The 17,328-nt window shown below is 58.7% G+C and carries 16 protein-coding genes and 1 tRNA gene; 9 read left to right on the forward strand and 8 right to left on the reverse strand.

Annotated features, from left to right (window positions below):
* The first annotated feature begins 12 nt into the window (after positions 1-12).
* Positions 13-1,347 carry an ATP-dependent nuclease gene (locus tag O9X91_RS22460; RefSeq protein WP_269834392.1) on the forward strand — a complete coding sequence of 445 codons (1,335 nt, stop codon included), beginning with the start codon at positions 13-15 and terminating at the stop codon, positions 1,345-1,347.
* A gap of 19 nt (positions 1,348-1,366) precedes the next feature.
* Here the strand turns inward: O9X91_RS22460 and O9X91_RS22465 are convergent, their stop codons facing one another.
* The 4 genes from O9X91_RS22465 to O9X91_RS22480 form a co-directional block, all read right to left on the reverse strand.
* Positions 1,367-1,933, reverse strand: coding sequence for a hypothetical protein (locus O9X91_RS22465; protein ID WP_269834393.1), 567 nt, complete (start codon positions 1,931-1,933; stop codon positions 1,367-1,369).
* Between the two features lie 326 nt (positions 1,934-2,259).
* Complete coding sequence (locus tag O9X91_RS22470) at positions 2,260-2,523, reverse strand: hypothetical protein (RefSeq protein WP_269833272.1); 264 nt, start codon at positions 2,521-2,523, stop codon at positions 2,260-2,262.
* A gap of 290 nt (positions 2,524-2,813) precedes the next feature.
* Positions 2,814-2,889: transfer RNA gene (locus O9X91_RS22475), tRNA-Ala, on the reverse strand.
* 152 nt (positions 2,890-3,041) lie between these two features.
* Positions 3,042-3,428 carry a TIGR02300 family protein gene (locus O9X91_RS22480; RefSeq protein ID WP_063947181.1) on the reverse strand — a complete coding sequence of 129 codons (387 nt, stop codon included), beginning with the start codon at positions 3,426-3,428 and terminating at the stop codon, positions 3,042-3,044.
* Between the two features lie 226 nt (positions 3,429-3,654).
* Here O9X91_RS22480 and cmk point away from each other — a divergent pair, with 226 nt between their 5' ends.
* Positions 3,655-4,287: a (d)CMP kinase gene (cmk, locus tag O9X91_RS22485; RefSeq protein ID WP_142913429.1), complete on the forward strand. Its 633-nt coding sequence runs from the start codon at positions 3,655-3,657 to the stop codon at positions 4,285-4,287.
* 169 nt (positions 4,288-4,456) lie between these two features.
* Positions 4,457-6,157, forward strand: a complete 1,701-nt coding sequence (gene rpsA / locus O9X91_RS22490; protein ID WP_063947182.1) for a 30S ribosomal protein S1 — start codon at positions 4,457-4,459, stop codon at positions 6,155-6,157.
* A gap of 98 nt (positions 6,158-6,255) precedes the next feature.
* On the opposite strand, the gene O9X91_RS22495 is transcribed toward rpsA, so the two are convergent.
* The 4 genes from O9X91_RS22495 to O9X91_RS22510 form a co-directional block, all read right to left on the reverse strand.
* The gene (locus O9X91_RS22495; protein ID WP_142913430.1) at positions 6,256-7,803 is read right to left on the reverse strand and encodes a hypothetical protein; all 1,548 of its coding nucleotides are present in this window, start codon (positions 7,801-7,803) and stop codon (positions 6,256-6,258) included.
* Positions 7,804-8,056: 253 nt separating this feature from the next.
* Positions 8,057-8,365 (reverse strand): hypothetical protein, encoded by a 309-nt coding sequence (locus O9X91_RS22500; protein WP_137412480.1) that lies wholly within the window; start codon positions 8,363-8,365, stop codon positions 8,057-8,059.
* A 49-nt stretch (positions 8,366-8,414) separates the two neighbouring features.
* Positions 8,415-9,638: a hypothetical protein gene (locus O9X91_RS22505; protein WP_269833271.1), complete on the reverse strand. Its 1,224-nt coding sequence runs from the start codon at positions 9,636-9,638 to the stop codon at positions 8,415-8,417.
* Positions 9,639-9,721: 83 nt separating this feature from the next.
* Positions 9,722-10,348 carry a ribonuclease D gene (locus tag O9X91_RS22510; protein ID WP_142913432.1) on the reverse strand — a complete coding sequence of 209 codons (627 nt, stop codon included), beginning with the start codon at positions 10,346-10,348 and terminating at the stop codon, positions 9,722-9,724.
* 176 nt (positions 10,349-10,524) lie between these two features.
* On the opposite strand from O9X91_RS22510, the gene O9X91_RS22515 reads away from it, so the two are divergent.
* From O9X91_RS22515 to O9X91_RS22540, 6 genes are all read left to right on the forward strand, one after another.
* Entirely contained in the window at positions 10,525-11,139 is a 615-nt protein-coding gene (locus O9X91_RS22515; RefSeq protein WP_077984818.1) for a nucleoside 2-deoxyribosyltransferase, read from the forward strand.
* Positions 11,136-11,885, forward strand: coding sequence for an SDR family oxidoreductase (locus O9X91_RS22520; RefSeq protein ID WP_142913433.1), 750 nt, complete (start codon positions 11,136-11,138; stop codon positions 11,883-11,885). The genes O9X91_RS22515 and O9X91_RS22520 overlap by 4 nt, the downstream gene beginning before the upstream one ends.
* 551 nt (positions 11,886-12,436) lie before the next feature.
* Positions 12,437-13,624 (forward strand): M24 family metallopeptidase, encoded by a 1,188-nt coding sequence (locus tag O9X91_RS22525; RefSeq protein WP_142913434.1) that lies wholly within the window; start codon positions 12,437-12,439, stop codon positions 13,622-13,624.
* 119 nt (positions 13,625-13,743) lie between these two features.
* Entirely contained in the window at positions 13,744-15,348 is a 1,605-nt protein-coding gene (locus O9X91_RS22530; RefSeq protein ID WP_142913435.1) for an ABC transporter substrate-binding protein, read from the forward strand.
* A 61-nt stretch (positions 15,349-15,409) separates the two neighbouring features.
* Complete coding sequence (locus tag O9X91_RS22535) at positions 15,410-16,417, forward strand: ABC transporter permease subunit (protein WP_077984821.1); 1,008 nt, start codon at positions 15,410-15,412, stop codon at positions 16,415-16,417.
* Positions 16,414-17,328, forward strand: coding sequence for an ABC transporter permease subunit (locus tag O9X91_RS22540; RefSeq protein ID WP_080794364.1), 915 nt, complete (start codon positions 16,414-16,416; stop codon positions 17,326-17,328). The genes O9X91_RS22535 and O9X91_RS22540 overlap by 4 nt, the downstream gene beginning before the upstream one ends.

Below are 17,328 nucleotides of genomic sequence, written 5' to 3' on the forward strand. Positions count from 1 at the left end.
ATGACATAAGGCATGGACTTAAAGCCAATCACCAAATCAGGGCAGACGGCCTTCGGCGGAGGCATACAGTCCAATTGGGCTCCTGAAACAATAAGAAGGTTAATTGGTGCGCAGAAAATCGATATTCCGACTGTAGAGATAATACCAGCGAAACGTCAAATCGAGTTGTCTGGAACTGCCTTTGACTTCAAAGGAGGCGGTTTAATCGACAGATTAGCAGAGATCCAAAGCCCTGGTTATGACAAGCTCGAAGACCGCAAGCTGTTCGAAAAAATCAATCATTTTCTACAGACGGTAACGGGGAAGCGTGATGCGCGCGTAGAAATACCACATCACCGCGCGCATGTACTAGTCCACATGGACAATAAAGTTTTACCTTTGTCCTCGCTCGGAACTGGAGTTCATGAAGTAATAATGATTGCAGCATTTTGTACAATCGCAACAAATAAAATCGTCTGCATTGAAGAGCCGGAAATACATTTGCACCCTCTGCTCCAAAGAAAACTTATCAAATACCTACAGGAAAATACCTCCAATCAGTACTTTATAGCTACACATTCTGCGAGCTTTATCGATACCCCGGGGTCTACGATTTTCCACGTTTCAAATGATGGCGAACAGACCAGAATATCGGAGAGTGTGCTTCGTTCATCTCGCGTCAGCATATGTGCCGATCTTGGCTATAAAGCCTCGGATATCGTTCAGGCCAATTCAATTGTGTGGGTGGAGGGGCCGTCTGACCGAATTTATATTAAGCATTGGCTGAGCCTTGCGTTCCCGGAACTCCAAGAGGGTATCCACTATTCGATTATGTTTTACGGCGGGCGCCTATTGAGTCACCTTTCCGCGTCAGATGATGATGATGGCGAAGTCGAAGGATGGGTAGAAGACTTTATTGAGCTTAAGTCGCTCAATCAAAATATGGCAATTGTCATCGATAGTGACCTAAAGAGCGAAAACGACACGATAAATTCTACTAAATCGCGTTTGGTTGATGAGCTTAGTAATGGCCGTGGACTGGCATGGGTCACCGCTGGTCGCGAAATCGAAAACTATGTTGATCACACCATGCTTCAATCAGCTGTGCAGGATGTTTACGAAGGAGTTTATGCATACCCGGCTGCGGGAGGTCGGTATGATCATCCCCTTTATTTTTACAGGAATGCACCAAAGGCAAGACGTAAGGAGCATAACGTTGGGAGCGATGATCTTTTGGAGAGGACAGTTGATAAAGTGGCCGTCGCTCGTGCAGCTTTGGCTTCGATCACTGATCTGAGTATCCTCGATTTGCGCACAAAAGTTGAAGAGTTGGGCACGCTGATACGACGTGCAAACCACTTGCTATGAGGTACCTAAAGAGGATTACTCAGACGGTCGTTATGGCACGATGACGTCTTACGATCACCGTAGGGACGCAGTGTCGGCTCACCTGCTCGGTCTTGTATTGAGCTTGGGCGGTCTTTGCCCTGGCACCGAAGCCATCCATGACCTTGGTGTACGCTCCAGTAAAATGAGGGTCGTTACCGTATTGGTCCAAGTCATCAGAGGTACGGCCCCGGATAAGACCATCGACATCACCGGAGTTCTTGTCGAAGTTGGTCTCGTATTCCGTCGAAAGCTCGTTGACGCGCTCATAGGCCAGCCGCTCACCGTACTGTTTCATGAAAGCAGCCTTGAACCACGGATTATCCATCTCGCTCATCTTGCCGCTGTTCACAGCTTCACGAGCCTCTTGGAAGCTCATGCCGCCAATCCGTCGCATAGCGCGGTCCTCGGCGTCCTTCTGTGCCTTCGCGGAAGTGTTATCGAGATAGTTGGTGAGCGCGGGGCTGATTTGAGCAAGCGCCCCGGCGAGCTGCTGGAGACCGTTGGGTCCAGAAGGTGCGGCCTGAGGGCGGCTATAGGTATCCACCGGGCGAGCCTGCGGCTGCAAGGCTACGTCCCCGATGGGATTCCGAACCTGCACACGGCCACGGTTCGCACCACCCACTGAGGGGCGGTCATCTTGTCGGGTCAATCCCGGTAGTTTTGTCATAGGAGTTCCTTCTGGCAGCCGAAAAAGGTGCCGAGCTAATGAAAGGTGGGACCGGAAGCCCGGTGATGGAAATGAAAAACGCCACCGCCAGCTTTCATGAAGAAAAACTGAGGGTGGCCCGAAAAAGGATTTCTCGCGCCACCATCGTCGGGGCGAGAGAAACTCTATGGTGAGGGGTAATTCAGCCGTCTGCTGGTTTGCGAGCCTCTAATGGTGGGTTCTAATTAGCGTCCAGCCAGCCGCGCATACTGCTCACTAAAGCGCTCCGCCCGTTCTGCCCTGTCCAGCGCCTGACTAAGATGGTTACGAGCTTGGGAGTACCCCTGCTTGATGGCCCTGGTTTTTCCGCGACTCTTCCGGCCTTGATTTTTCAGGAACTCGACATTGTATTTTCCGAGCGCAAGCGCCGCCTCCAGCTCGACAATGCGTTTGGTGAGAGCTTCGACGGCATCATTGTGCATGTCGTTACGGGTGATGATGTTGCGCATAAAATGTCCCCTGATAAGCACTGCACCTCCCGCATTGTTCGGAAGGCGTGGAAGCGAAGCCCCCAAGAAGGACCACGGGAAGGCAGAGGTAAGCGGGCGTCAGGATGCCAGCCGCGCCTTTGGTTGCCCCATGATTCTTCCTTGGGGCTTCTAAGCGGCCTTTGGTCGTTGAGCACCGAACTTATTCCCACGCGGGGTACGTAGATGGGGTACAAAGCGGGGTACGCAACGCAAGCAGTCAAAAGTGCAAGATATTGTTTTTAAAGGGAAAATATCACCGCAAAAGTGATTGGTGGAGCTAAGCGGGATCGAACCGCTGACCTCTTGCATGCCATGCAAGCGCTCTCCCAGCTGAGCTATAGCCCCATAAGGGTTCCGGCATTTCTTCCGGTTCCGGGAACCGAAGCGGTTGTTGTTCCGTTCGGTGGCGGCTTACTACTGCGGCTTTCCGGCGAGTGCAAGCATAAAAAACGGCCCGGCGTCATTTTTTTGTCGTCGGGCCGAATTATCAAGTAAAATCAAGCTTCTTCGTCGTCGCCGGGTACGCCGATGATCCCGGACATATCGTCGTCGTCATCTTCGTCGTCGGTTTCGAGGAAGGTGTCGTCGTCGTCATCGATTTCGACGTCGTCGTCGTCACCCAGATCAGGGATATCGTCGCCGCTGTTGTCGCCGTCGGCATCTTCCAGCGAGACGAGTTCGACTTCCGTGTTTTCGGTATCGACTTCCGCCACTTCCTCTTCTTCAGCCTGTTCCATCTTGGCCTGGGCGGTGCTTTCCTCGAAGAAGGAGAGCGGCCAGGACTTGCCGGTGTAGGGAGAAACGACCGGATCGCGGTTCAGATCGTAGAACTTCTTGCCGGTATCGGGGTCTGTGCGCTTGGTACCAAGTTCCGCTTTTGCCACTGTCTAAGCCTCAAATTGTCGAATGAGTTTCGGTGTGTACGCCGTAAAACCGGCATAGACGGTAAAATTTATAGCCGGTCCCCTTAATCGTTGCGCTCTTTCGTGTCAAAGACAAACTTCGGGTGCGGCCTCCGCTGGCGCAAGCCCTATGCGTCAATGCTGATGTAATAGGAGAGGCTTTGCACACTTTATTATAATGACGACGAATGCACGGACGGAACGCTTCATGACCTTTACGATTGCCATAGACGGGCCGGCTGCGGCGGGCAAAGGAACGCTTTCGCGGAAGATCGCGGAGACCTATGGCTTTCATCATCTCGATACCGGGCTGACATACAGGGCAACGGCCAAAGCGCTTCTGGATGCCGGCCTGCCGCTCGATAATGAAGCGGTCGCGGAAAAAATGGCGCTGGAACTCGATCTTGCCGGGCTAGACCGCGCCGTTCTTTCCCGGCACGAGATTGGCGAGGCGGCGTCGAAAATCGCTGTCATGACGCCGGTGAGGCGGGCGCTCGTCAAGGCCCAGCAGCTTTTTGCCTTGAGAGAGCCGGGCACGGTGCTTGACGGCCGCGATATCGGCACGGTTGTCTGCCCTGACGCACCGGTGAAGCTCTATGTCACGGCCTCTGCCGACGTGCGGGCGCGGCGCCGTTATGACGAAATTCTGGCCAATGGCGGCAATGGCGATTATGATGCCATTTTCGCCGAGGTGAAACAGCGCGACGAGCGCGATATGGGCCGCGCCGACAGCCCGTTGAAGCCGGCTGAAGACGCGCACTTGCTAGATACGTCGGAAATGAGTATAGAGGCGGCGTTTCAGGCCGCGCGCACGATTATCGACGCCGCCCTGAAGAGATAGGTTTTTCGCGGAACGGCTTGCCGCCCTCTGCGTTTAGTCCGGAATTGCCTGAAGACATGTCCTTGCGCCGGAAAGCCTTTTGAAAAGGCGGGCATGGGTTCGGGTATCAACAACACTAGCCCACCGGCGCTTTGTATTCGCGCTCACGCGGATGCATTCAGGAGATTTCATGTCAGTATCTACCCCCACGCGCGACGATTTCGCAGCGCTTCTCGAAGAATCCTTTGCCTCGAACGATCTTGCCGAAGGCTATGTTGCCAAGGGTATCGTAACGGCAATCGAGAAGGACGTCGCGATCGTTGACGTCGGTCTCAAGGTCGAAGGTCGCGTTCCGCTCAAGGAATTCGGCGCGAAGTCCAAGGACGGCACGCTGAAGGTCGGCGACGAAGTCGAAGTTTACGTCGAGCGCATCGAAAACGCTCTCGGCGAAGCTGTTCTGTCGCGTGAGAAGGCTCGCCGGGAAGAAAGCTGGGTCAAGCTCGAAGCCAAGTTCGAAGCTGGCGAGCGCGTCGAAGGCGTCATCTTCAACCAGGTCAAGGGTGGTTTCACCGTCGATCTGGACGGCGCTGTTGCGTTCCTGCCGCGTTCGCAGGTCGACATTCGTCCGATCCGCGACGTTACCCCGCTGATGCACAACCCGCAGCCCTTCGAAATCCTCAAGATGGACAAGCGTCGCGGCAACATCGTTGTTTCGCGCCGTACGGTTCTCGAAGAGTCGCGTGCCGAGCAGCGTTCTGAAATCGTTCAGAACCTCGAAGAAGGCCAGGTTGTTGACGGCGTCGTCAAGAACATCACCGATTACGGTGCGTTCGTTGACCTCGGCGGCATCGACGGCCTGCTGCACGTCACCGACATGGCATGGCGCCGCGTCAACCATCCTTCGGAAATCCTCAACATTGGCCAGCAGGTCAAGGTTCAGATCATCCGCATCAACCAGGAAACCCACCGTATCTCGCTCGGCATGAAGCAGCTCGAGTCCGATCCGTGGGATGGCATCTCCGCCAAGTACCCGGTTGGCAAGAAGATCTCCGGTACGGTCACGAACATCACCGACTACGGTGCATTCGTTGAGCTGGAGCCGGGCATCGAAGGCCTGATCCACATTTCCGAAATGTCCTGGACCAAGAAGAACGTACACCCCGGCAAGATCCTGTCCACGAGCCAGGAAGTTGACGTTGTCGTTCTCGAAGTCGATCCGTCCAAGCGCCGTATCTCGCTCGGTCTCAAGCAGACGCTTGAAAACCCGTGGCAGGCATTCGCTTACAGCCATCCGGCTGGCACGGAAGTCGAAGGCGAAGTCAAGAACAAGACCGAATTCGGCCTGTTCATTGGCCTCGAAGGCGATGTCGACGGCATGGTTCACCTGTCGGACCTCGACTGGAACCGTCCGGGCGAGCAGGTCATCGAAGAGTACAACAAGGGTGACGTCGTTAAGGCTGTCGTTCTCGACGTTGACGTTGAGAAGGAACGCATCTCGCTCGGCATCAAGCAGCTCGGCAAGGACGCTGTTGGCGAAGCCGCTTCTTCCGGCGACCTGCGCAAGAACGCAGTCGTTTCCGCTGAAGTCACCGCGGTCAACGATGGCGGCATCGAAGTGAAGCTCGTCAACCACGAAGACCTCACCTCGTTCATCCGTCGCGCGGACCTTTCCCGTGATCGTGACGAGCAGCGCCCTGAGCGCTTCTCGGTTGGCCAGGTTGTCGACGCCCGCGTCGTCAACTTCTCGAAGAAGGACCGCAAGGTCATGCTTTCGATCAAGGCTCTGGAAATCGCTGAAGAGAAGGAAGCCGTCGCACAGTTCGGTTCTTCCGACTCGGGCGCTTCGCTCGGCGACATCCTCGGCGCGGCTCTGAAGAACCGCGGCGAATAATCGCTCCGATCTTTGAAATGAAGAACCCGCCGGAATTTTCCGGCGGGTTTTTTGTTGCTTCCAGGTCGCGCCGGTGGGCGGGCAATGGCCCCCGCTTGTCAGAGCATGCCGCTCATCTTGAGATAATAATTTTCTGCGTTGTCGTCGGAAGCCGCTGCAGGCGTGCTCTCCTGCTCGTCGGTCGGGTCATTGGCAGCAATGCGTTCTTCCGTATCATCCTGACCATCGGAATTTTCAGCCTCGGTCTCGGCCTCACCTTCCGCCTCATCCTCGGAAAAGGGACCGCCTCCGCGTGGCGGTGTTTCCGATTCATAGTCTTCGTCCGCCGGCGGATAGGCGATGAGCGGCAGCGGCGTGCCGTCTTTTACCAGGGCGGCGGCGATCAATGACTGCGAAGCCGATTGCTCCAGCATCGCCATTCTCGCTTCCGGGTCCAGTGTGGCGCGCGACAGGGGCTGGGCTTCTGGACGATGGGTCGCCGTCTCCGTTTCTTCACCCGAGGGGCGGGCGGCGGCCGTTGCGACGGTGGCTTTTTCAGCGGCCTGGTCGTCGGGCGGTTGCTGTGCGCCACTTTGCGGCGTGGGCAGAGGCTGCTGTGTACCGGCTGCCTTGGCAGGAAGCTTGCCGGCTGTGGCGGCAAGCAGCAGGGTGTTCACGGTCTCGGCGTCGTCCGCGAGCGGACCGGATGGCGGGGAAAATCCCGTGCGGATTTCTTTCTGCTCCGGCTTCATCGTCTCCCGATGCGGAAGGGCGGGGCGGGCTTCGCCCGTTTCGGCGCGGGGCGGATTTGCCGGGCGGACCTCGGCCGATACTTCCTTCGTCACGCTGCCGGTTTGTGGCGGAAGCGGACGTGCCGCGTTTTCGGCTCTTCCATCCGGCTTTGCGGCATTGGTCGGCATCTCAAGTGTGTCGGCAGGCGGAGTGGAAGGCGCAGGCCGGGGGTCCAGTTGCGCCGTTAGCGCCGCCACCGTTGCTTTCATTGCTGCGCCGCTGAGGGAGAGCGGCCCGATGAGCAGCGGCAGGAACCGGCTGACGGTGGCGGAATTTGCCGCCTGCGCTGTCGCGGCCGGAGACGGGCGAGCTTCCGCATTCTGGCTCTGCGCGTTCTGCTGTTTCGGCTGGGCCGATTGCGCGGGCGCGGGATTGGAGGAATTGTTCTGCTGATAGGAGGAAATCACCGCCTTCGCCGCAAGATCCATTCCCCTGTAACGGGAAAGCTCGACCAGTAGCGCGAGGCGGGCGGCATCCGGTCCGGTCGGCTGTTTCAGGATTTCGGCGAGCATCGAAAGGGTCAGACCCTGCAGGGCCTTGCCGACCTGCTGTTCCAACGCCAGGCGTTGTGACGCCGGCAGGGTGCGGAGCGCTTCCGTCAGCCGCGTCACATAGGTCTCTATGGCCTCGCCATCCCGCCGCGGCAGGTTCATCAGCTTGCCGAGCGCTTCCGCGAGAATAGCGGTGCTGCGCGAGAGCTGAAACTCACTGGTAAGGGAGGCGATTGCCGCACGGGCAAAAAGGCTGCTGTTTTCAGGGGCGGGGGTGCTCGGCAATGGCGGTGCGATCTCTTTCACCTGCTCGCGCGGTGTCAGTGAAACCGTGGCTCCATAGGCGGCGTCGGTTGCCGCAATTTTCGCGACAGGCGGTAACATGCTGCGCTCCGTTTCTATCGGTGACCGCCGCTGGCGGCGAAAGGGCCAATCCCCATTGGCTCTGTGATCCGCATCTGGCTTGAATGTTGAAAAAATCGCCGCGCCGGTGATGGACAGGTGTCATCTCGCCCGCTCATGCGGGAGCGCCGTATACGCCTCTGGCCGCAATGCCGGTTGCAGCGCATACAGAATCATCAAGCTCAATCTTGGCTTGCAGATATTAAGATTTGGCTAACCAACGAATTGGCGTCCGTTAGGGAGAAACGCCGATGAACATCCGGTAAAGGCCGTTATCGTCGGAATTGACAGAGGAAATATGGTCGGGATCGCTGGGTGCCGTCTCAAAAGCTTCCGGCGGCATGGCGTCGAGCCAGCTTGCCTTGGGAAGTCTTCTTTCGGGTTGAGCGTTCGCGGGGTCGATGGGGCTGGCTTCCTCAGCGGGCGCGGTGAAGGCCGCATCATCGGGGACGAGCGGCGGGGCGGCCATGGATAGCAGCGCCTGCGCGGCATTAGGCTCTGTGTCGTAAGCGGCGCTGCCAGCCAGGCCGGAAATATCGGTCATGTCTGAACTCACATCATGTTTTGTTCAAGGGAATGATCGGGAGCGGCAGTCATGCCGCCTTCTTCTTCAGCAGTTCATAAAGGCCATTGTCGTCGATCGAGATCGGCAAAATGGCTCTGCGGGCGTCTTCGACAAGCGCCTGCGCATCGAGCAGTTTTTGGCCGCCCGTTTCCGTCTCGGCCCGATTGCGGCCGGTGTCTGTCTCCGCGGGCACATTTTCGGTTTCCGCCGGGGCCTGCTCAGCGGGCGCAGCTGCAAGTACGGAGATCAGTGTCGTTTCCGATGACGTGTCGGCCGGCGCCTGCGGGTCGTCGCCTGCCGTTTTTTCGTCGCCGGAAGCTTCGATATGCTCCTTCACGACGTCCTGGAGCTCTTTAACGTCGTCAAGCTTGCCCTGCGCATCGCGGGCCTGAATATCCTGTTTCCTTTCGGCCTTCACTTCGGCATCGTTGATCTCGCCGATGCGTTCTTCACCACGTTCGGCCTGCAACTCTTCCTTGGTTTTGGGATCGGCGACGTCTTCCAGACGCTGGATGACCTTCAGGGTTTCACGCGTCATGAAACTGGCGCTCTGCGTCTGGTGGTTCAGCGCGTCCTTAACGGCGCGCGCCTCATCGCCATAGGGGTTGGCGATGGCGGCGATTATCTGCCGGGCGGAGACGCCGAGTTGTTTGATGCCGGTCGATTCTTCCAGATCGTCGACGTTTTTCGGCAGGGTCGCGCGCGCCGCCATGATGGCATTCGACATCTGCTCGCCGAAATCCTCTTCCGTGCCGGTCAGGCCTGCGCCCTTCGCAATGCGGGCGGCAAGCGCGGCCATGGGGGCGGTCTTGGCGTTGGCGCCGCTGTTCAGCACATCCACGACCTGCGCTTCCGAAACGCCAAAGGATATCAGGGAAATTTTCCTGGCATTTCCCAGTGCGTCGGATTTTTCGAACTGGGTCAGCGTAAGCGCGTCCTGGAGCCGGCTTGCGAAGGCAAAGCTCGATTCGTTTGCTTCCTGCGTGACGCCAAGCGCAGAAACAAACCGGGAGATGAGGGACAAGAAAGCGTCAGGATCGAGTTTCATGGCGCCGAAGAGATAGGCGCTTATCTTCTCGTTGGCGGCGCGCTGGCTTTCGTCCGGGAGGGGGTTTGTCTTGACCGCATCGTTCTTTTTGGTGCCGTTGGCCTTTTCCTGCTCTTCGCGCTGGCGTTCTTCGATGGTTTCAACCATCGAGCGCATGAGGTCGCTGACTGCAATGCCCGCCGTCCGCTGTAACGGAGTAATCATCTGGAAAATCCCCGGCCGCCCAAAGTTGCGGCCGAGAATAGGCAATTCTGGTAAATCAGTGCTTAAACGAAGCGGCAGAAGGCTCAGCTATGGGCGAAAATATCGGTTTCTTCCCAGCCGAGGAGATCGAGCTTCGCGCGGGTCGGCAGAAAGGCGAAACAGGCGTCGGCGTGGTCGAGGCGGCCGTCACGCACGAGACGCCCCTTCAGCTTGTCGCGCAGCGCGTGCAGGTGCAGCACGTCGGAGGCTGCATATTCGAGCTGGGCCGGCGACAGGGTCTCGGCAGCCCAGTCGGAAGATTGCTGGGCCTTGGAAATATCGACTTCCAGCATTTCCTTGAGATTATCCTTCAGCCCGTGCCGGTCGGTATAGGTGCGGGTCAGCCGCGAGGCGATCTTGGTGCAGAAGACCGGCGTGGTCGTCACGCCGAAGGTGTGGAACAAAACAGCGATATCGAAACGGCCATAGTGAAAGATCTTCTGGCGGGCGGGGTCGGCAAGCATCCGCACGAGGTTTGGCGCTTGCCTCTGGCCGGCGGCGATGCGAATGACGTCCGCGGTGCCGTCGCCCGGCGAAAGCTGAACGACGCAGAGGCGGTCGCGGCGCGGCACCAGTCCCAGCGTTTCCGTATCGATTGCGATGGCGCCGTTGTAACGCGCGGCATCTTCGGCGGAAATATCGCCTTCGTGGTAACGGATGGGTGCTGCCATGTCCTGCTCCAGAAATTCCAGTTTCCTGCTCCGGCTATAACGGAAAGAGCGGCGGGACGATACCGTTTTATCGGCTCGCCCAGCGCATCGCGCTCCACCGCCCTTGGTACTTGCCTTTGCGAAAGTCCCCGGGTTAGGGTCAGACATTCTTTCCTGACAAATCGCATGAATTCCTGATGACAAAGAAAATCTATCTCGCCGGACCGGAAGTCTTCCTGCCGAACGCGCGCGAAATGCTCGATCTCAAGGCCTCGCTGGCGCGGGAAGCCGGTTTCACGCCGCTTTCGCCGGGCGATCTGCAAATCCCGCCGGCGGATACCAGGGTCGGTCACGGCTGCAACATCAATGCCGTCGATGAGCGGATGATGCTGGAAGCGGATGCGGTGATCGCCAATCTCACGCCGTTTCGCGGCATCGCGGCCGATACGGGAACCAGCTATGAACTGGGTTTCATGTGCGCGCTGGGCAAGCCGGTCTTTGCCTATACCAATGTTGCGGCCAATCACTTCACCCGCATCAAGGCGCATTATGGCGGCGTCGCCACCCTGGATGAAACGGGCCGTTATCGCGGGCCGGACGGGCTGTCGATCGAGAATTTCGACATGGTCGACAATCTCATGCTGCATGGCGGGATTTTGCGGCGCGGCGGCGTCATCATCATTGGCGATGCTCCCGAAGAGGCCTTGTATACGGATCTCGAGGCCTACAGGCGCTGTCTCGCGGCGGCGGCCGAAAAGTTACTGACACCGATTGACCCTGAAAAAACGAATAGAGTGGAGGCATCATCATGAGCGGAACCATCCTCATCACCGGCGCGACATCCGGCTTCGGACAGGCCACGGCGCGGCGCTTCGTCAAGGAGGGCTGGAAGGTCATCGGTACGGGTCGGCGGGCGGAGCGGCTGGAGGCGCTTTCCGCTGAACTCGGCTCCGCCTTTCATGGCCTCGCCTTCGATATCACCGACGAGGAGGCGACTGGAAAGGCGCTGTCCGGGTTGCCGGAGGGCTTTCGGGATATCGACGTTCTCGTCAACAACGCCGGTCTGGCACTCGGCACCGCGCCCGCACCGCAGGTGCCCTTGAAAGACTGGCAGACCATGGTGGACACCAACATCACCGGTCTCCTCAACGTCACCCATCATCTGTTGCCGACGCTGATCGGGCGCAAGGGTATTGTCGTCAACCTCTCGTCAGTGGCGGCACATTACCCCTATACGGGCGGCAATGTGTATGGCGGCACCAAAGCGTTCCTGCGGCAGTTTTCGCTTGGCCTGCGTTCCGACCTGCATGGCAAGGGCGTGCGGGTGACATCCATCGAGCCCGGCATGTGCGAAACGGAATTTACGCTGGTGCGCACCGGCGGCAATCAGGAAGCCTCGGACAATCTCTACAAGGGCGTCAATCCGATCACGGCGGACGATATTGCCAACACCATTCACTGGGTCGCCTCGCAGCCCAAGCACATCAACATCAACAGCCTCGAACTCATGCCGGTCAACCAGTCCTTCGCCGGTTTCCAGGTCTATCGGGAAAGCTGATTTTCCCACGATTCCGGGGAGTGCTGAAAAACCGGGCAGGAATTGCAGAGCTATGCAGAAATGCAATGCTGCATTGCGAGACTTGCTCTGTTAAAAATCACGGATACCGCTATATTCAAATCATCGAAGCGACGCACTCCTCCTCCCAGCGTCGCTCGATGTGGATCGGTGGTACTCCTCCTCCCAATCGCCGATCAAGTTTGAAGCCTGCCGCACCTCCTCCCGCGGCAGGCTTTTTCCTTTTTGGGCGTGTTTTCCTTGAATATTTTTGGCTGACGGCTTCCTGCGCGCTGGCTCAGTGCCGAGGGCGAGCCGTGATCGCCCTTGGATTTCCAGGGGATTTTGAATTTCTCCGTCAAGGCAACGCGTGTTGAAATCAGGCGTGCGTCGATCACATTTCCGTTATGTCTAGATAAATTTGCACAGTTTTGTCGTGGTGCGCCCGGCCGGGCCATTGCTTAGCCCCCGCCCTGTGTTTAAGCATGTGCAAAAGAACGCTTGGGAGGTTGCCGGCACGCCTGTGTCTGCGGCCCGAAAGCGGCGGGGAGAGAATGGCAGACTTTCTAGAGACGCTGAAGCGGTTTCAGCCGATCGCGGTTTCATCGATCGCTGAAGACGAGCTCGGGTTGCGGCTACGCGGCCTGCAGGCGCGAATGATCCAGCAAAATATCAAGGCGGTCTGGCTCGATGCATCATCGTCGCTGACCTATTATACCGGCCTGTCGCTTGGTCTTTCCGAGCGCATTCATGGCGCCCTGGTGCCGTCGGAAGGCCCTCCGGTCTATGTCAGTCCGACCTTCGAGGAGCCGAAGCTTCAGACGCTCATCCGCATTCCGGGTGAGGTTGCCGTCTGGGAAGAGGATGAAAGCCCCTTCGACCTGATGGCAAGGCGCATTGAGGCGCTGGCCTGTCCCGGTCATCTTGTTGCCATCGATCCCGCCACCCCCTTTGTCTTCGCATCGGCCCTCATGCAACGTCTGGAAGGCCGCATCATTTCCGCCCAGCCGATGATCGTCGCCCAGCGGCAGGTCAAATCCGCAGCCGAGATCGCCATCATCCAGACGGCGATGGACGCGAGCTACCGCGTGCAGAAGGCCGTTTTCGAAGGGCTGCGTCCCGGCGTTTCCACCACGGAAGTCGCCGATTTCGTCAACGCGGCGCATATTGCCCTTGGCCTGAAGCCGCTATTCGTGGCCGTCCAGTTCGGCGAGGCGACGGCCTATCCGCATGGCGTGCCCCATGCGCAGACGCTCAGCGAAGGCGATATGGTGCTGGTCGATCTCGGCGGCATTCTTCACGGTTATCGTTCCGATATCACCCGCACCTATGTCTTCGGCAAACCGACGGAACGGCAGCGTTTCCTCTGGAACGCCGAGCGCGACGCGCAGGCGGCGGCATTTGCCGCAGCCCAAGTCGGCGCTGCCTGTTCGGATGTGGACAGGGCCGCGCGCGAGAGCCTGAAAGCGGCCGGTTTCGGCCCGGATTATCAGCTTCCCGGCCTGCCGCACCGCACTGGCCACGGGCTTGGGCTGGATATTCACGAAGAACCCTATATCGTTGCAGGAAACACCACGGCGCTTAAGCCGGGCATGTGTTTTTCCATCGAGCCGATGCTGTGCGTTTATGGCGAATGCGGCGTCCGTCTCGAAGACATAGCCTATATGACGGAGGCGGGACCGCTCTGGTTCTGCCCGCCGGAGAAGAACCTCGACCGGTTGTTTCAGCCGGTCGCCGGGTAATTGGTCGGGAGGCAAAGGACCGAACGGCGACATGGGGCTCCCGCGTCGCTGCTGACCAGAAGAGGTAGGCCCCCGGACGGGGCCGCAGGAACTCAGAAAAAGAGGGAAAGGACCACCAGATGAAAACGCTGACCCGCAGTTTGCTTATCGCCTCTGCGATTGCGATCACTTCCGCCATGCCCGCCATGGCGAAGACCTTCGTTTATTGCTCCGAGGCATCGCCGGAAGGCTTCGATCCGTCGCCCTACACCGCCGGCGGCACCTTCGACGCTTCCGCGCATCCGGTCTACAACCGCCTGACCGAGTTCAAGAAGGGCACGACCGAAGTTGAGCCCGGCCTTGCCGAAAAATGGGAAGTTTCGAGCGACGGTCTGGAATATACCTTCCACCTGCGCAAGGGCGTGAAGTGGCACTCCAACGAAAAGTTCACGCCGAGCCGCGAATTCAACGCCGATGACGTGATCTTCAGCTACGACCGCCAGCGCGATGCTAAGAACCCGTGGAACCAGTATATCGCAGGCATCACCTACGAATATTTCAACTCCATGGAAATGCCGTCGCTGATCAAGGACATCGTCAAGGTCGACGATTACACCGTCAAGTTCGTGCTGACGCGTCCGGAAGCGCCGTTCCTCGCCAATATCGCCATGCCTTTCGCCTCCATCGTGTCGAAGGAATATGCCGATACGCTGGAAAAGGCCGGCACCAAGGAAGACTTCAACAACCTGCCGATTGGCACCGGCCCGTTCAAGTTCGTCGCCTATCAGAAGGACGCGGTCATCCGCTACCAGAAGAATGCCGACTATTGGGGTGAAGCTCCGAAGATCGACGACCTGATCTTCGCGATCACGCCTGACGCCGCCGTTCGCCTGCAGAAGCTGAAGGCTGGCGAATGCCACCTGATGCCATACCCGGCTCCGGCTGATCTGGCGACCATCCGCGCCGACAAGAACCTGAAGCTCGATGAGCAGCCGGGTCTGAACGTCGCTTACTTCGCCTACAACACGACCGTTGCGCCTTTCGACAAGCCGGAAGTCCGCAAGGCGCTGAACATGGCGATGAACAAGCAGGCGATCATCGACGCCGTGTTCCAGGGCGCCGGTCAGGTTGCCAAGAACCCGATCCCGCCGACCATGTGGTCCTATAACGACAGCATCAAGGACGATGCGTACGATCCGGAAGCGGCCAAAAAGGCTCTCGAAGCCGCTGGCGTCAAGGATCTGTCGATGAAGATCTGGGCAATGCCGGTTCAGCGTCCTTACATGCCGAACGCGCGCCGCACCGCCGAACTCATCCAGGCGGATTTCGCCAAGGTTGGCGTCAAGGCCGAGATCGTCTCCTATGAATGGGGTGAATATCTCAAGAAGTCGACGGAAGTGAACCGCGACGGCGCCGTCATCCTCGGCTGGACCGGTGACAACGGTGACCCTGATAACTTCATGGGCGTTCTGCTCTCCTGCGCTTCGGCAGGCGAAGGCGGCACAAACCGTGCGCAGTGGTGCAACAAGGAGTTCTCCGACCTGATTTCCAAGGCGAAGCAGGCGACTGACGTTGCCGAGCGCACCAAGCTTTACGAACAGGCGCAGGTGATCTTCAAGGAACAGGCTCCGTGGGCGACGCTTGCGCATTCCACGCAGTTCGTTCCCATGTCCGCCAAGGTCTCCGGCTTCACCATGAGCCCGCTTGGCGACTTCACCTTCGAAAACGTCGACATCGCGGAATAATCCCAAACAACGGACGCGCGGAAGGACCCTGTTCTTCCGCGCGTCTTTTCAGGAAAAAGCCATGATCCGGTTCATTCTCGGCAAACTTCTCTATCTCGTTCCGACATTTCTCGGGATCACTTTTGTCGCCTTCTCCTTCGTGCGCGTCCTGCCGGGAGATCCCGTGCTGCTGATGGCGGGCGAACGCGGCATTTCACCCGAACGGCATGCGCAGCTTGCCGAACAACTCGGTTTCAGCCAGCCCATCTGGCAACAATATCTTCATTTTCTCGGACGGTTGCTTCAGGGCGATCTCGGCAATTCGCTGGTTACCAAGAAGCCGGTTCTGACCGAGTTCCTGTCGCTCTTCCCCGCGACGGTCGAGCTTGGTCTCGTCGCCATCATCATCGCAACCTTGATCGGCGTGCCGGTCGGCGTCATCGCTGCCATCCGTCGCGGTTCCTGGTTCGACCAGATTTCCATGACGACCGCGCTTGTCGGCTTCTCCATGCCGATCTTCTGGTGGGGACTGCTGCTGATCATCATGTTCTCCGGCATTCTTCAATGGACGCCGGTGTCGGGCCGCATTTCGCTGATGTATTTCTTCCCCTCCGTCACCGGTTTCATGCTGATCGACAGTCTGATTTCGGGCCAGAAGGGCGCCTTCGTGTCGGCCTTTTCGCATCTTATCCTGCCCTCCGTCGTGCTCGCCACCATTCCGCTGGCGGTGATTGCGCGCCAGACGCGCTCGGCCATGCTGGAAGTCATGGGTGAGGACTATGTGCGCACCGCCCGCGCCAAGGGCATGTCTCCAGCCCGTGTCGTCGGCATCCATGCGCTGCGCAACGCCATGATCCCGGTCATCACCACCATCGGCCTGCAGATCGGCGTGCTGATGGCGGGCGCCATCCTGACCGAAACCATCTTTTCCTGGCCGGGCATCGGCAAGTGGATGATCGATTCCATCTCGCGCCGCGACTATCCTGTCGTGCAGAGCGGCTTGCTCCTGATTGCGGGTCTGGTGATGATCGTCAACCTGCTCGTCGATCTGACCTATGGCCTCATCAATCCGAGGATCCGTCACAAATGACCGATGTGACCACCACTCCCGGCGTCCGTCTTTCGGACGCCGCCATCCGCCGCCGGATGCTTGCCGATTTCTGGTTCTATTTCCGCCAGAACCGCGGCGCCGTCATCGGGCTTGCCGTCTTCATCCTGCTTGTGCTGGTGGCGATCTTCGCGCCCATCCTGGCCCCGCATGATCCAACACAACAATATCGCGATGCGCTGCTCGTGCCGCCGGTCTGGCAGGAAGGCGGTCGTGCCGCCTTCTTCTTCGGCACCGACGCGGTGGGCCGCGACATGCTGTCCCGCCTGATCTATGGTGCGCAATATTCGCTGTTCATCGGCATCGTCGTCGTCTCCATCGCCCTTGTCGGCGGCATCGTCATCGGTCTTGTCGCCGGTTTCTTCGGCGGCTGGGTGGACACCGTCATCATGCGCGTCATGGACGTCATTCTGGCGTTTCCGTCGCTGCTTCTGGCGCTGGTGCTGGTTGCGGTCCTCGGGCCGGGTCTCACCAATGCCATGATCGCGATCGCCATCGTCTACCAACCGCATTTTGCGCGTCTGACGCGTGCGGCCGTCATGACTGAGTTGAGACGAGAATATGTCACCGCCGCCCGCGTGGCCGGTGCCGGCAATTTCCGGCTGATGTTCAAGACCATCCTGCCGAACTGCCTTGCACCGCTGATCGTTCAGGCGACGCTCTCCTTCTCGTCCGCGGTTCTCGATGCCGCCGCTCTCGGCTTCCTCGGCATGGGCGCGCAGCCGCCCGCCTCCGAATGGGGAACGATGCTGGCGGAAGCGCGCGAGTTCATCCTGCGCGCCTGGTGGGTCGTGACCCTTCCGGGCCTGACGATCCTGATCTCGGTGCTCGCCATCAACCTCATGGGTGACGGCCTGCGCGATGCGCTCGATCCCAAACTGAAGCGGAGCTGA

The organism is Agrobacterium salinitolerans, assembly GCF_027498475.1.
Lineage (GTDB): Bacteria > Pseudomonadota > Alphaproteobacteria > Rhizobiales > Rhizobiaceae > Agrobacterium > Agrobacterium salinitolerans.